Origin of the sequence: Amycolatopsis sp. Poz14, assembly GCF_006704225.1 — a bacterium.
GTDB classification, from domain to species: domain Bacteria; phylum Actinomycetota; class Actinomycetes; order Mycobacteriales; family Pseudonocardiaceae; genus Amycolatopsis; species Amycolatopsis nivea.
Window position 1 is genome coordinate 6,673,274 of record NZ_JACLHD010000001.1, and the last position, 14,415, is coordinate 6,687,688.

The following is a 14,415-nucleotide window of genomic DNA, read 5'->3' on the forward strand; positions in this document are numbered from 1 at the left end:
TCAAGCGACAACTTGTCGATTCAGTGCAGATGCGCGGCGAACTCCGCGGAATCGGTGCCGGAGAAGGGTTCCCGGACGGCCCGCAGTACCGTGTCGACCCCCGCGCCCAGCACCGGCTCCGCATAGGAACGGAACTTCGCGGGCACGGACACCCGCCCTTGCTCCCGGCTTTCCGCGGACACGACGCGTCCGTCGGCGAGCCGGACTGCCACTCGCGCGTCCCGGCGCGCCGGAAAAGCCGCGTCCGCAACGGGATCCACTGCTGCCGAGATCCGCGCCGCCAGCTTCGCCAACCCAGGATCGAGCGCTCCGGCATAGCGGTCCGGACGGATCGCGCCGTCGGTCAACGCGGCCGCCACCGCGAACTGCAGGCTCATCTGCCGGGAAATCGGTGCTGCCAACGCAGTTGCGTTGTCACAGCCCGGATAGCGCGCCGCTACGCCGGACGTGTGCACTGTGGCTTCGACGACCTGCTCGGGGTGAATTCCTTGTCCGGCAAGGACGATGGCCGCGTCGATCGGTTCCTGAGTCAGCGCACACGACGGGTACGCCTTGAAAAACGTCTGCGAGATCGCCATCCGATCCAGCCGGACGTGCGGCGGCCTGGCTTCGTCTCGTGCACCGCCGAATGCCTGGCGCAGGCCGAAAATCCCGTCCACCGCCGACGCCGCGCCAGTCGCGCCTTCCTGGGCGAGCAGCGCCGCGACGACACCTGCCCGCGACGCTCCGGCGTTCTGGAAGAACACCTCGGTGGTCCCGTCGTGCGCCCACTGGCACAGCCCCGCAGCGGAACTGGCAGCAATCCCAAATGCGTGCCCGGTGGCCGCTGGACTGAGCCCCAGCAAATGCGCTGCCGCAGCTGCGGAGCCAAAGGGACCGAAGACACTGCTGGCCCGCCATCCGCGTACGCCGAACTCCTCGGTCAGCACTGCGGCCGAAACCTGCGCGATGGCCTCGTAGCCGAGGACGATCGCCCGCAGCAGCGCGGGCAACGGCGAGCGCAGGCGTTCCCCGATCGCCAGCGCCGCCGGAATCACCACCGTCCCGGGATGCACGCGGCTTTCGGCATGCGTGTCCTCGTGCAGCAACGCATGGCAGGCAACGGAATTCGCGAACACCGCGTCCGTGAGCCCTGTCCTTCGGCCGCCGGTCGCCCAGATCGTGGCGTCGTCGCCGCTGCCCGAGATCGCCCTGGCCTGCCTGGCCCACGGCAGGTCGCGTCCGCCGTAGGCGCAGGCCAGCGCGTCGAGAAGGCAGGTACCGGCTTGGTCGATCAGCTCGCCGGTAATCCTCGGGGCCGCGGTGTCGAGTTGCTCAGCGAGATCGGTGAGCAACACGGGTCACACCCCTTCGGGAGACCGCTCGCTGACCGCCGGAGCCGACTCCGCGTCCTCCACCCGCTTGGTCGCGCGCCGCACGAACAACGCCGCGATCAAGCTCAACAGCGCACCGAACATCAGGAACAGCGCGGGCGCACGGTTGTCCCCGGTGGCTTGCACGAGCGTCTGGCTGACATAGAGCGCCGGACCGCCCAGCAACGTCGCCGCCAACGCGAACCCGACCGCGAACACGGTGGCGCGCACCCGGGCGGGAAGAACCTCCACATAGGACGCCGGAGCCACCGCCGTGTACAGCGCGGGCAGGACGCCGAGCAGCACCGTCATCCCGATGGCCGCGCCCAGGCTTTTCGCCGAGGAGAGCCCGATGAACAGCGGATAGGCCAGCACGAAGGTGCCCGCGGACAGCCCCAGCAGCATCGGCCACCGGCCCCACCGATCCGACAACGGCCCGCCCAACGCGACCAGCACGACCGCCACCGCGATGCTGATCACCGTCGCCAAAGTAGCTTGCGACTGCGAGAACCCGAGACGGATCAGGTAGGTCTGCGCGTAGGTGAAGGCGACGTAGTAGCCGACCTGCTGGAACGCGGCGATGCCGAAGATCAGCACGATCAGCCGCCAGTGCGCGGTGAACGACTCCTTGACCGGCGACGCCGGCACCTGCGTGCGATGCTCCAGCGCCCGGAACTCGGGGGATTCGTCGAGCTGGGAACGGATGTAGAGCCCGACCAGGCCGAGCGGCAGGGCCAGCAGGAACGGGATCCGCCAGCCCCAGCTCGCCATCGCGGCGGGCGTCAGCAGGGTGCTCAGCAACAGCACCGCGCCCGCGGCCAGCAGCAGGCTCGCCACGCTCCCGATCTGCACGCGGCTGGTCATCGCGCCGCGCTTGCCGCGCGGGGTGAACTCGGCCGCGTACGTCATCGCCGTGCCGTACTCGCCGCCCGCCGCGAGGCCCTGCAGCAAGCGGAACAGCACCAGCAGGATCGGCGCCCAGACGCCGATCGACGCCACCGGCGGCAGCACGCCGATCGCCGCCGTGCTGCCCGCCATCAGCGCGACCGTGGCGACCAGCGCGGGTTTGCGCCCGATCCGGTCCGCGATCGAGCCGAACAGCAGCGAACCCAGCGGCCGCACCACGAAGGCGACGCCGAACACCGCGAAGGCGGACAGCAGTGCGACCCCCGGCTGTTGCGCGGGGAAGAACAGTTTCGAAAGCACGACCGTCAGAAAGCCGTAGACCGCGTAATCGTAGGTCTCGACGGTGTTGCCGATGGCGGACGCGAAAACCACGCGCCGCATCAGCGCCGGAGACGGGGCGGCGACGCCAGGACTGGAGGACATAGGGGACGCTCCCGAGTCGTCGTTGACAGGTGGGCGAAGACCGGCGTCTTCCCTGTCGACGCCTCGACACCAGGCGGGCAGGCCGCACAGGGCTGCGGCCGTCCTTGCCTGACCTGCGCGTTCACTGGCGGCGCAGGTGTCCCCGGAAGAATAAGGACGACACTGTGTCGAGTCAAGCGTCAAGCTGTTGATCTAGTCGCGCTCCAGCCCCAGCGCGTCGACCCACAGCCCGGTCACCACGTCGAGCAGCCGCGTCCGCTCGATGACGAACACCTTCTGCACGATCGCGCGGAAACACACCTGGTCGAGCTGCACCATCAGCAGTTCGACCCGCAGCCGCCGCTCCTCGCGCCGCGCCTGCGGGAACTGGACGAGGTACTCCTCGAGCCCGCCGGCCAGCTGGTCGATCTGGTCCTTCCACCGGGCCGCGACCTCGAGATCGCTGGCCATCGCCTCGTGGATCGCGGGCAGCAGCGCCGCCTGGCTCTCCCACCAGGACAGCGCCCCGTCGAGCCAGGCGCGCACGCTCGCCGCCCTGCCCTCGGCGAGCGCCCGCCCGAGCAGCGACCAGTACTGCGCGCTCTGGTCCTCGCGGACCGCGCGGTAGACCTCGGTGAACACCTCGGCCTTGTTGGTGAAGTGCAGGTAGAACGTCGCCCGGTTGACCTTCGCCGCCTTGGCGATGTCGCCGATCGAGGCCTGCCCGTAGCCCCGTTCCTCGAACACCTGCCGCGCCGCGGTGATGATCCGCTGCCGCGTCATCCTCCGCTGCTCCTCGCGCACCGAAAGCAGCTCCGTCGATTCATTCGACACGTTGTCGCCCACGCGCAGATGGTAACGCCGGGGTCTCCCCTACCCCTCACCCGACACGGGACGCCGCCTTGCCGGTGAACCGGAACTCGATCGCGACCGGAATGTCCTTCAGCTCCAACGCTTCCTCGAGCCGCGGCAGGCTTTCTCCGGTGATGCGGCCGCGGATCTCGCCCAGATCCGCGTCCCGCTCGCACGTGAGGATCAGCGCCAGCGACGGCGTCTCCCGGGTTCCGGCGAGCGACGCGCTCGCCTTGTGCACACCGGGATGCCCGCGCAGTTCCTCGACGAACGGGGCCACCGCGTCGTCCGCGCGCAGTTCGGTGCGTCCGTAGGCGGGATCGGTTTCGAACCGCCACACTCCCGTGCGCGGCCGGTGCGCGAGCTGGGCCAGCAGCCAGCGCAGCGCGAGCAGCCCCGCCACGACGGCCGCCGCGGCGATCGCGTAGAACACCCAGGTGGGCGGCTCCGCGGTGCCCGGCACGAGCGGCGCCTCGGGATCGATGAGCCTGAGCACGCGGAAGTGCGTAGCCAGACCGAATCCGCCCGCGGCGAGCAGCACCAGGCCGATCACCGCGAGCAGGACGCGGTTGAGCGTGGCCGGACGGTTCATGAGGCCTCCCTCGTCGCACGGACTCGCACCGACACGGCGGGCCGCCGGGCCGGCGAGATGTGGTCGAGCCGGGATTCGACGGCCGCGCGGACTGCGTCGGACAGTCCGTCCGTCCGGGTGCGGGCGGTCTTCACCCGCACTTTGACCTTGCGCGAACCGGTCGAGAGCCGGGCTTGCTCGACGCCGTCCACGTCCGCCGCGGCCGCGCGCAAGGCGGACCGGTAGCCCGTGGTGTCGGCCCCGGAATCCGGGTCTCCCGTCAGCGGGAGGATCCGGCGTTTGCCCGGCAGGAGCGCCGCCCACAGCAGCACCAGCCCGGCCAGGGCCACTGCGGCTGAGATCAGCGCCGGGACGAGGTCGGTCCAGTGCGCGTTGTGGACCGCGGTCGCGACCGCGCGATAGTCCAGCCACGGCTGATTCCCGGTCAGCCGCTGGATCGCCGCGACAGCGACCAGGACGCACACCGCCAGCAGCACCACGGCGGTCAGGCTCGCCGGAAGAGACCGGCGGGTTCGGCGCTTCACTCCACCCTCCTCTGTCCCGCGGCCTCGGTGTGCAAGGCCGCCACCGTGATGCCGACGCGGCGGACCGGCATCCCGGTCAGTTCCTCGACCCGCCCGCGCAGATGACCGCGCACCCGCTCGGTGGTCGCGCCGACCGGGGCCGGGTATTCGAGCGAGATCCGCACGTCCAGCTCCACCTCGCCGCCCGCGATCCGCGCGGACGTCTTCGCCGACCGGTCCAGCGCCTCACCGCCGAGGCTGATCCCGAGCGTCCGCCCGGCGGCCCCGCCCACCCGGTCGATCTCGCCCGCCGCGTGGGCGGCCAGCCGCTCGACGGTGTGCTCGCTGATCGTGAGGATCCCCCGCTCCTCCGCTGCGACAGCCACGGCTCACCCCCGGTCGCGGCCGGTGAGCTGCGAGAGGTCGAGCTTGCCGTCGAGCAGGCGGCCGACGAGCAGTCCCGCCGCGCCCAGCACGAGGACCAGCAGGAACGCCCCGAACCCGCCGATCGCGGCGGCGAGGCCCAGCGCGAGGCCGGTGACCAGCCCCAATCCCGTTGCGTTCACGACACCGTCTCCTTCCGGTTTTCCGGCCCGGGTTCCCCCGCGGCCGGCACTTCGACGTCGGCGATCAGCACGTGCACCGGACGGCCGGGGGACGCGGCGGCCGCGCGCACCGCGGCCGCCACGTCGCCCGCCGAGAACGGGGCCCGGACCGTCACGCCGACGGTGACGTCCTCGTCGGTCACCCGGACTCCGCCCACCCGGCCGCCCGCCCCGAGCGTCGCGACCCGGCCGAACTCGCCGCCGTGCACGTCCGCCACCTCGGGCAGTTCGCGCACCGCGGCGGCGATCCGGCGGGCCTCCTCAAGCGGGTTCATCGGTCCCGTCCGCTCACTGCACCCGGCCGCTGTCGCCGGACGCGTCCTCCTCGTCGTCCGACGGCAGGTGCAGGTCGCCGACGTTGATGTTGACCTCGACCACCTCCAGCCCGGTCATCCCCTCCACCGCGCTGATCACGTTCCGCCGGATCGAGCGCGCGACCTCCGCGATCGACACGCCGTACTCGACCACGATCTGCAGGTCCACCGCGGCCTGCTTCTCCCCCACCTCGACCGAAACGCCCTGCCCGGCCGATGCGGTCGCGCCCGGGATCCGCTCGCGCAGCGCCGAAAACGCCCGCGCCGCGCCGCCGCCGAGGTCGTACACGCCGGGGATCTCCCGCGTGGCGAGCCCGGCGATCTTCTGCACCACCACGTCCGCGACGGTGGTCGTCCCCTGCGAACTGGTCAGCGGACCGGCGTTGACCTTCTCCACGTCCTGGGTCTTGGCCGCCGTGTCAGTCGTCGAAGCCATCGATTCTCCTCCAGTCGGTTCCCGTTGTTCAGTTCATCGGATCGACCCGGCCGCCGCGCAAAACTCACTCCCCGAACGAGTGGCGACGATCACATCATCGGGTGAGTGACGATTCGGGATCCGCGTTGTCGTTCACTCTGACGCATTCCCGCGTTCGTTGTTCGGCAATGAAGGAGGGCACTCATGTCGATGGGCGACAAGATCGGCGCCAAGGCAGACGACTTCGGCGGCAAGGCCAAGGAGGCCGCCGGTTCGCTGACCGGCGACGAGAAGCTGGAGAACGAAGGCAAAGCCGACCAGGCGAAGGCCGGGATCAAGGAAGCCGCCGAAAACGTGAAGGACGCTCTCGGCGACGCGGCGGGCAAAGTCAAGAACGCGCTGAAGAAAGACTGACTTTCTCCTCGAGAACGCGGGATTCCGGCACGGAGCCGGGGTCCCGCGTTCGCTTTTCGGCGGTCAGTGAGATTTTCTCAGCCACTGCGGCGGGCGGCCCCGTTGCGGCGATGCACTGCCGCCGGGCTGCGTGGCTTTCTCCGCTCTCGCCGACGTACGTGAGGGGAACCCTGAGGGAATCAGATTCCCTCAGGGTTCCCCTCACGTACGTTCGCACCGCGCTCGCGGGCCTAGCGCGCGGCGGCAAGATCCGCCCCGCGCTCACCCGGCTAGTGAGAAAACCTCAACGCTGCAGCAGATTCTCCACCGCCGCGACGACCACGTCCGGCCGGTCGAGCGGGACGTCGTGAGAACTGCGCTCAGCAGTGACCAGTGTCCGGTTCGGCGCGGCGTGCGCGAAGTCCTGCTGCGCCCGCCGCCACAACTGCGCGTCCTCGGGAGTCGGAAACGGCGTCTCGGCGGACACGATCACGGCCGCCGGAATGCCGGACGGCCAGGTCAGCTTGTGATACGCCGCGTGCACCGGCCCGTAGCCGTCGGCTTGGGCGAGCAACTGGCGCGTCTGCCGGGTGGACGGCGCCTTCTTGAGCTCTTCCACTTGTCTCTCGTTCAACGCCACTAATTTGGCGGTCTCAGCCGGGGTGAAGAACTGTGGCAGATTAGCGTCCACGAACACCGCGCCCGCAACCCAGCGCGGATGGCTCCGGGCGAAGGAAAAGGCGACTTCGCCCGCCAGCGAATGCGACACGAGAAAGACGTTTTCCGTTACTCCCAGCTGCGTCAGCCCCGCGGCGAGATCGGCGGCGGCATTGTCCGCCCGCCACGGGCCGGGTGCCTCGTCGCTTTTGCCTTCCCCGGCCCGGTCGTAGGCGATCACCTCGGATCCGGTCTTCGCCGCGAGTTCCGGAACGACCTTGCGCCATTCCGAAGAATCCATCCCGCCGCCCGCGTCGAGCACAATCGCGGGCAACCGGCCCGGAGTCACGGAAAACGCCATCTTGCGGCCATTCACCGGGACCAAGTGCGGTCCGGCGGCCGGAGGATCGGCCGCACCAGCGCACGCAGCCGCGCCGCCGATCGCGACAACCGCCGCCACCAGGGCAGCGAGCCGCGCTTTTCCCTGCCGTACACCAGAATTCGTCACTGGATCCCCCTCCACGCGCCAAGAAACAACCCCAGCGTTGCGAAGAATCCAGTCGAACGCGATACCGCTGGCTGCCCAAGCGCAGTAGGGGCAACCCCACCTCAGTCGCCGAGCGGAAGAGAGCGTTCTCCAGCCGCCGCGCGCCGTTCGGCCAGGTCTTTCTCCACTGTCGGGTAGATCCGCTCCAGCCGGTACGCCCAGAACAGAATGATCAACAGCACGAACAACGCCATCGGCACATAAACGAACAACGCGTTGATCGCGGACAGCGCCGAATCCGGCTGCGTATGGTTCAAACCGTTGTAGCCCGCCGCGCCCATGACCCAGCCGAGCACCGCCGCGCCCAGCCCGTACCCGAGCTTCTGCCCCATGCTGCCCGCGCTGTACAGCACGCCCTCCAGCCGGCGGCCGTTCTTCCACTCGCCGTACTCGATGGTGTCGGGCAGCATGCCCCAGATCGCGCCGAAAATCGGGATCCGCCCGATGCCGCGGAGAACCGAGCCGGCGACCGCCAGGGTCATGTCCGTCGGGTCGATCGCGATGATCAGGGAACCCGCCACGAAGATCGCGGCGCCGACGATCATCGGCGCGACCTTGCCGAACCGCTGGTACACCGGCTGCATGAACAGCATCCCGAGCAGCGCCGGGATGTAGAGCAGGAACGACATCAGCGCGGCGAACCCGGCGTTGCCCAGGAAGTACTGGGCGAAGTAGGCCGTCGCCCCGGTGTAAAGCGACTCCGCGACGCTGAACACGATGAAGATCGCGAACAGCAGCAGCCAGTAACGGTTCCGTCCCGCGAGCTTCAGCGATTCGGCGATCCCCGGCTGGTCCTTCGGCGGCGCGGTGTCGACGAGACGTTCCCGCGTGTTGCGGAAGGTGATGAAGAACAGCACCGCCGCGACCGCGCCGAACAGGCAGAACGTGATGATCCACGCCCGCTGGTCGTCGCCGAGCGCGCTCACCAGCGGCAGGGTGAGGACGGTGACGACCAGCGAGCCGAGGGTGGCGCCGAACATCCGGGTGACGTTGAGCCGGGACCGTTCGGTGAAGTCCCGCGTCATCCGGGTGTTCAGCGTTCCGTACGGGATCACCGCCGCGCTGAGGGCGATGTTCATCAGCGCGTAGGTGATCGCGATGTACACCAGCGTCGGCGCCGGGTCCATGCCCGGCACGGTGAACACGAGGATCAGCGCGACGGCGAACGGCCCGGCGGCCCACAGCACCCAGGGACGCGCCTTGCCCCAGCGGGTCGAGGTCCGGTCGACGATCGCGCCCATCCCGACGTCGACCACGCCGTCGAACAGCCGCGCGACGAGCACGATCGTGCCGACCGCCGACGCCGCGGCCCCGATCACGTTGGTGTAGAAGAAGACCACGTAGGTGGCCAGCGCGCCCCAGGCGATGTTCGTGGCCAGGTCACCGCCTCCGAAGGAGAGGCGTTCCTTCCGGCTCACCGTGGCGAATTCTTCGCTTCGTGCGCTCATCGTCGAGCGTCCCTTCGGATCGGGGTGGGGAGATCAGTGCTGGGTCGCGGCCAGCAGTTCGTCGGCGAGCGCGGCCAGGTCGAGGTCGTTCGCGCGCTCCACTTGGGCGACGGCGGCCGGGTCGATCGCTTCGATGCCGCGGTACGCGCCGGCGATCGCGGCCGCCATGCAGCCGATGGTGTCGCTGTCCCCGCCCGCGTTGGCCGCGAGCCGCGCGACGCGCACCGGATCCCCGCCGGCGGCAACGAAGAACCCGAGCGCCGCCGGCACCGCTTCCGCAGCGGGCAGGCCGACGCCGATTTCTCCGGCGATCAGGTCGATGGCGTGCTCGTCGTCGCGAGCCGTGATGGCCAGCGCGACCGCACGTTCGATCCGCCGCTCGACCGACGCGCCCGGCACGTCCCGGCCCTCGGTCCGGCCGAGTTCGGCACCCGCTCGCGCGCCGTCGACGGCCGCGCGGACGATGTCGACGATCTCCGCGCCGGGAGTGCACGCCCGCGCGACGGCGGCGGCGATGGCCGCGGCGCCCGCGACGCCGGGCGGCGTGTTGTGGCTGGGCACGCAGGTGGTGAACGCGGTGCGGACGGCCGCCTCCGGGTCGCCGTGGTGGAACAGCCCGACCGGCCCGACCCGCATCGCGGCCCCGTTGCTGGCGCCCTGGGTCATGATCGTCCCGGTCCGGCCGACCTCGCGCGGGTCCTCGCCGCGTTCCAGCCGGGCGATCGCCTCGCGGGTGGTCGGCCCGGCGAAGTGCGGGAAGTAGTTCTCGTTCTTCGACCATTCGATCAGCAGCCGCGCCATGTCGTCGGGGCTCAGCGCGGCTCCGGTGCGGGCGAGCAGCCGGGTCAGCAGGATCATCTGGCTGGAGTCGTCGGTGATCTGCGCGGCGGCGCGGCCCTTGGCGTAGGGCGCGCCCGGGAGCGGGGCGTGGAGCTCGGTGACGTAACCGCCGAACGCGGCGCGGATCTGGTCCCGGCTCAGTTCCTCGGTCGGCGCGCCGAGCGCGTCGGCCAGGCAGGCCGCGGCGAGACTGCCGTGGATCTGGGAACGCAGCACAGAATTCAACTCGGTTACCTCTCAGTCGTGATCGTGATCAAGTCGTCTGGCCACCCGCCGCGCTGCGAGCCGGACAGATAGGTGCGGCCGCCGACAGCGGTCACGCACCGGGTCGCCTGGGCCACCGCCCGGCGAAGGCTTTCGGACACTCCGGCCCCGGCCAGCAACGCGCCCAGGAACGCCCCGGCCAGCGCGTCACCGGCCCCGGTCGTGTCGACGGCGGTCACCTCGCCGGTCAACCGCGCGCGATGCACGACCCCGTCGCGGTCCACAGTGGACGCTCCGTGCGCGCCTTCGCTGAGGACAACGAGTTCCGCGCCGAGCCGGATCACCCGCTGGGCCGCTTCCCGCGGAGTGGCAGCGAGTTTGGCCGCCGAAGCGGCATTCAGGAAGACGATGTCGCTGAGCCCGAGCAGCCGCGCGAACTCCGGCTGGCCGGGTTCGAACGCGTCCGGTTCGAGATCGACGGCGACCCGCGCCCCGCGCTCCCGGCCGAGTTCGGCGACGGCGGCCGCCCACTCGAGATCGTCGGCCAGCGGAGCCACGATGTCCGCCCCTGCCAGGACCGACGCGTCGATCTCCTCGATCGCCGGAATCTTGATCCCGGTGTCCGCGCCGGTCAGCGCCTTCTCGCCGCTCGCGTCGAGCTGGACGAAACACATCCAGGTCGGATGCTCGAGGTCGCGGAGCGAATGCTCGAGCGACACCCCGAGCCTGCTGAGTTCGGCCAGCGCGGCGTCAGTGTCCGGCCCCGCTCCGGTCTTGGTGATCAGGTCGACCGCGATGCCGTGCCGCGCGGCCGCCGCGGCGAGGTTGGCGCTCATCCCGCCGCCGTAGACGCCGGACAGGGAGCCGATGGCCTTGTTGTCGTTGCCCGCGATGTGCGGGACCTGGACGAAGTAGTCGATGCTCGCGTCCCCCACGACGACGAGCCGCGGCCCGGCGCTCATCGCTCGCTTCTGAGGTCGATGTCGAGGTGGTAGCGATCGCCGCGCAGGATGTAGCGGGTGAACTCCACCGGCCGCTGATCAGCGCCGAACGACGTGCGCTCGCGGAGCATCGCCGCGACCCCGGGCTCGACCTGGAGCCGTTCGGCCTCCGCCGCGGAGAGATTGACGGCGCTGACCCGCTCCCGCGCGTGCGTGGGCTGCGCGTCGCGGCCGGAGAGGAACGCGTACAGCGAATCCCCGGTGAACTCGGCGAAGTCGATCCCGGGCTGAGGCGAAAGATAATGGTCGAGGAAGACGAACGGATCGTCGCCGATCCAGTACCGCCGCTCGATGTGGCTCACCGTGTCGCCGGTTTCGAGGTCGAGCGCCTTGGCAACCGCTTCGGCTGCGGGTTCCTCGGCATTGCTGAGCAACTCGGGCCGGATCGCGAAACCGCGCTGCCGCAGCTCGCGCCCCAGACCGAGCATCGGGCTCATCGCCCGGATCTCGTTCGACGCGACGATGCTGCCGCGACCATGGAACCGCTCCACGAGCCCGAGCCGCTGCAACTCCTGAAAGGCGCGCCGGACGGACGTCTGGGACACCCCGTACTGCGCCCGCAACTGACTCTCCGACGGCAGCCAGTCCCCCGGCTTCAGCCTGCCGCTGAGGATGTCGCGCTGGATCTCGCTCTGAATCGTGCGATAAAGCGGCGCACGGCTGGGTCGACCGGTCATACAACTTAGTGTACTAAGTGTGTCAACTGGCTCGCCGAGGCTTCCGGGAGCACTTTTCGACGACGAGCCGAACCGGTCGCGTAACAGGCTTCCGGCTCCCGCCGACTCGATGGGCACCAGTCGGATCGGTCGGGCACCCAGCGAACGACCAGTCCGCGCTGGGACGGCCGTGGAGGTTGAACCGCGATGACGCAGCGAAAACGACCTGGCAAGCGCGTGCTCCTCGCCGCACTCTGCGCATTCGCCGGTGCCGCGTGCGCAGGCCCCCAATCAGCGAGTCCGCCCGGCACGCCGTCCTCATCGGCCGCGGCTTCCAGTACTCCCTCGCCCGCCAGCCCGTCGCCGTCGACCCCGACCGCTGCCCCCAGCGCCGCGGAAGCACCGGCGACAACCACGCCGTACGCATCGCTTCCGGCTGGCTATCCCAAAGTCGTGCAGGTCTCGTCATTGCCCAGCCAGGTGCGCAATTGGTTCCAAATGCAGGGCACCACCCGAGCCGTCCAGCTCGCCCCGGGAGTGTGGACCGCGCTCCAGGACGGCGCGACCGTCGAAGATGCCGTAAACACAGACGTACTCGACGGCTTCTGCAGCTCGATCAAGGCTTTCGAACGCGTCTACCGAAGCGGCCGCATCCATTCCGGCGCCTGCTGGTGAGCCCGCGGTCCCCCGCACAGGACGCCCCATCAGGATCCGGGCGAGAATTTCCCTTGCACATCGCCCCGTCCCCCCTCCAACGTCCACTTCGGAACACCCCCGCTCCGGTATAGTCGGGCCAATGCGAACCCCTCCCTCCCCCGATTCCGGCGCTGCGCCCGATCCCGCGCAGCTGCTCGGGGCAAGGGTGCGCGAGCTGCGGCGCGGCCGAGGGCTCACCCTGAAGCAGGTCGGCGAGGTTTCCCGTCTCTCGCACGCTTTTCTCAGCCAGTTCGAGCGCGGGCTGGCCGCCGCGAGCGTCAGCACGTTGCAGCGGATCGCGGTCGCGCTGGACACCACGGTGTCGGCACTCCTCGCGGGTCCCGCCGAGCAGGGCGTGGGATTGCTGCGCGCCGACGAGGGAATGGTGATGCCGGGGGCCGAAATCCCGACCGGGTCCACGGCGCGGGCGTTGTCCAGGGCGGGGTTTCCGGTGCAGCCCATCGAATACACCGGCGGACCGGCGGAGTTCGGCGAGTATTTCGAGCACGTCGGGCAGGAGATGCTGTACGTCGTCACCGGGCGGATCGAGCTGGATTTCGCCGACGGGCGCCGCGAGCAGCTGGGCGAGGCCGACGTGGCCACCTACCCCGGATCGCGGCCGCATCGCTGGCGCAGGCTGGGCGACGAACCGGTCCGGGTCCTGCTGATCAACGCCGGGGAATGACCGCGCGGCCGGGAGAAGCCGCGCGGTCCGGAAAAGCCAGGCTCAGCGCAGCAGCGGCACGACTTGCTCGCTGAAGCGCCGCATCTGCTCGGCGGCCATGTCGTAGGTGTGCCCGGGGAAATGCGGGAACACCACGAGCTGTTCGAGGCCGAGCGTGTCCTTGTGGTGCTGCACGATCTCCGCGACCTCTTCCGGCGTGCCGACCGCCCAGCACTTCTGCCGCGTGGACTGCTCCAGCGTCGGCACCAGCCCGGCCGGAGCCCGGTTGCCGTCGTCGCCGCGGTAGCCGCTGCTCCAGCCGAACGGGGCGAGCAGGTTCCAGAACTCGTCGTGCCCGATCCGCCCGGTGCGCCAGGCCTCCTCGTGGGTGTCGGCGATGTGCACCGGCAGCACCAGAATGCGGTTCTGCCCCGGGGCCAGCCGGGTGCCGTGGCGCTGTTCGTACAGTTCGGCGTAGCGCTCCCACTGCTCGCGGATGTATCCGTGGTACTGGTTCCACCAGACACACCCGTGGCCCACCTCGGCCGCGTAGTCCAAAGTGGGCGGACTGGTGACCGCCTGCCAGATCTCGACGGGATGCAGCGGACCCGGCACCAGCGTCAGCGTGTCCGCGTCGTGGTCGGGGTCGCGGTTGTCCGGCGGCGGCAGTTCGAAGAACTTCCCGTTGTACGAGAAGGTTTCCTGGCTCAACGCCGTGCGCACGATGTCCATGTACTCCGCGAACACCTCGCGGTTGTGCGCGTCGATGACCTTGCGTTCCTCGCTGGACGTCATCACGCCGATGTCCGCCTGATGCGCGGTGAGGCTGCGCAATTCGCGCGACACCGTGCCCCGCCCGACGCCGAGCACTGCCCGCCCGCCGGAGAGGTTGAGCAGGCTGCTGAAATCCTCGGCCAGCCGCAGCGGATTCCACTGCGGGACGATGCTGAACATCGACCCTAGCCGGATCCGCGACGTCCGCGCGGCCAGATGCGCTTCGAGCAGCATCGCGTTGGGCACGACCTCGTAGCCCTCGTGCTGGAAATGGTGCTCGGCCAGCCAATAGCTGTCGTATCCCAGCTCCTCGGCCAGCTCGCCCATCCCGACCAGCCGCTCGTGCGCGTGCCACACCTGCTCGCGGGTGGCGCGGCGGCGCGCAGCGGGCACCGGGTTCCCGGCCAGCACGTCCGGCATCTCGACCGAGCCGAAGAAAAACACTCCGTGCCGCACAGCGCCTCCATCCCGCCCGGGCTCGGCCGGGTCGTCCGCAAAAATGTAAGTAATATCAACACTGTGCGGCGCGACCTGCGGAGTGTCAAGCCCCAGCAGCCTCTTGACATCTCGGGAAGCCGCAGCGCAGGCTGTGGC

The 14,415-nt window shown here is 69.9% G+C and carries 17 protein-coding genes; 2 read left to right on the forward strand and 15 right to left on the reverse strand.

Going from position 1 to position 14,415, the window contains the following annotated elements; genetic code table 11:
• Positions 1 to 20: 20 nt before the first annotated feature.
• From FKO37_RS31230 to FKO37_RS31270, 9 genes are all read right to left on the reverse strand, one after another.
• Positions 21 to 1,337 carry an MmgE/PrpD family protein gene (locus FKO37_RS31230; RefSeq protein WP_238606814.1) on the reverse strand — a complete coding sequence of 439 codons (1,317 nt, stop codon included), beginning with the start codon at positions 1,335 to 1,337 and terminating at the stop codon, positions 21 to 23.
• 3 nt (positions 1,338 to 1,340) lie between these two features.
• Positions 1,341 to 2,681 carry an MFS transporter gene (locus tag FKO37_RS31235; protein WP_199817656.1) on the reverse strand — a complete coding sequence of 447 codons (1,341 nt, stop codon included), beginning with the start codon at positions 2,679 to 2,681 and terminating at the stop codon, positions 1,341 to 1,343.
• Positions 2,682 to 2,873: 192 nt separating this feature from the next.
• Positions 2,874 to 3,506, reverse strand: a complete 633-nt coding sequence (locus tag FKO37_RS31240) for a TetR/AcrR family transcriptional regulator (protein ID WP_037812868.1) — start codon at positions 3,504 to 3,506, stop codon at positions 2,874 to 2,876.
• Between the two features lie 34 nt (positions 3,507 to 3,540).
• Entirely contained in the window at positions 3,541 to 4,104 is a 564-nt protein-coding gene (locus tag FKO37_RS31245) for a hypothetical protein (RefSeq protein WP_037812869.1), read from the reverse strand.
• On the reverse strand, positions 4,101 to 4,628 hold the full coding sequence (locus tag FKO37_RS31250) for a DUF6286 domain-containing protein (protein WP_238606815.1): 528 nt from the start codon (positions 4,626 to 4,628) through the stop codon (positions 4,101 to 4,103). The genes FKO37_RS31245 and FKO37_RS31250 overlap by 4 nt, the downstream gene beginning before the upstream one ends.
• Entirely contained in the window at positions 4,625 to 4,993 is a 369-nt protein-coding gene (locus FKO37_RS31255; RefSeq protein ID WP_238606816.1) for an Asp23/Gls24 family envelope stress response protein, read from the reverse strand. Before FKO37_RS31255 ends, FKO37_RS31250 begins: the two co-directional genes overlap by 4 nt.
• A gap of 3 nt (positions 4,994 to 4,996) precedes the next feature.
• On the reverse strand, positions 4,997 to 5,173 hold the full coding sequence (locus FKO37_RS31260; RefSeq protein WP_037812875.1) for a hypothetical protein: 177 nt from the start codon (positions 5,171 to 5,173) through the stop codon (positions 4,997 to 4,999).
• Positions 5,170 to 5,487 carry a hypothetical protein gene (locus FKO37_RS31265; RefSeq protein WP_037812876.1) on the reverse strand — a complete coding sequence of 106 codons (318 nt, stop codon included), beginning with the start codon at positions 5,485 to 5,487 and terminating at the stop codon, positions 5,170 to 5,172. Before FKO37_RS31265 ends, FKO37_RS31260 begins: the two co-directional genes overlap by 4 nt.
• Positions 5,488 to 5,500: 13 nt before the next feature.
• Positions 5,501 to 5,962 (reverse strand): Asp23/Gls24 family envelope stress response protein, encoded by a 462-nt coding sequence (locus FKO37_RS31270; RefSeq protein ID WP_037812877.1) that lies wholly within the window; start codon positions 5,960 to 5,962, stop codon positions 5,501 to 5,503.
• 183 nt (positions 5,963 to 6,145) lie between these two features.
• On the opposite strand from FKO37_RS31270, the gene FKO37_RS31275 reads away from it, so the two are divergent.
• Complete coding sequence (locus tag FKO37_RS31275; protein WP_037812879.1) at positions 6,146 to 6,355, forward strand: CsbD family protein; 210 nt, start codon at positions 6,146 to 6,148, stop codon at positions 6,353 to 6,355.
• A 283-nt stretch (positions 6,356 to 6,638) separates the two neighbouring features.
• Here FKO37_RS31275 and FKO37_RS31280 read toward each other — a convergent pair whose 3' ends face one another.
• From FKO37_RS31280 to FKO37_RS31300, 5 genes are all read right to left on the reverse strand, one after another.
• Complete coding sequence (locus FKO37_RS31280; protein ID WP_238606817.1) at positions 6,639 to 7,499, reverse strand: alpha/beta fold hydrolase; 861 nt, start codon at positions 7,497 to 7,499, stop codon at positions 6,639 to 6,641.
• 101 nt (positions 7,500 to 7,600) lie between these two features.
• Positions 7,601 to 8,986 (reverse strand): MFS transporter, encoded by a 1,386-nt coding sequence (locus FKO37_RS31285; protein ID WP_238606818.1) that lies wholly within the window; start codon positions 8,984 to 8,986, stop codon positions 7,601 to 7,603.
• Positions 8,987 to 9,019: 33 nt separating this feature from the next.
• Positions 9,020 to 10,042: an ADP-ribosylglycohydrolase family protein gene (locus FKO37_RS31290; protein ID WP_238608360.1), complete on the reverse strand. Its 1,023-nt coding sequence runs from the start codon at positions 10,040 to 10,042 to the stop codon at positions 9,020 to 9,022.
• A 14-nt stretch (positions 10,043 to 10,056) separates the two neighbouring features.
• On the reverse strand, positions 10,057 to 10,992 hold the full coding sequence (locus tag FKO37_RS31295; protein WP_238606819.1) for a carbohydrate kinase family protein: 936 nt from the start codon (positions 10,990 to 10,992) through the stop codon (positions 10,057 to 10,059).
• A complete protein-coding gene (locus FKO37_RS31300) occupies positions 10,989 to 11,708 on the reverse strand; it encodes a GntR family transcriptional regulator (RefSeq protein WP_037812885.1) in 720 nt (239 codons plus the stop codon). The genes FKO37_RS31295 and FKO37_RS31300 overlap by 4 nt, the downstream gene beginning before the upstream one ends.
• Positions 11,709 to 12,483: 775 nt before the next feature.
• On the opposite strand from FKO37_RS31300, the gene FKO37_RS31305 reads away from it, so the two are divergent.
• Positions 12,484 to 13,068: a helix-turn-helix domain-containing protein gene (locus FKO37_RS31305; protein ID WP_051728933.1), complete on the forward strand. Its 585-nt coding sequence runs from the start codon at positions 12,484 to 12,486 to the stop codon at positions 13,066 to 13,068.
• A gap of 42 nt (positions 13,069 to 13,110) precedes the next feature.
• Here the strand turns inward: FKO37_RS31305 and FKO37_RS31310 are convergent, their stop codons facing one another.
• The gene (locus FKO37_RS31310; protein ID WP_134730083.1) at positions 13,111 to 14,277 is read right to left on the reverse strand and encodes an LLM class flavin-dependent oxidoreductase; all 1,167 of its coding nucleotides are present in this window, start codon (positions 14,275 to 14,277) and stop codon (positions 13,111 to 13,113) included.
• Positions 14,278 to 14,415 lie beyond the last annotated feature (138 nt).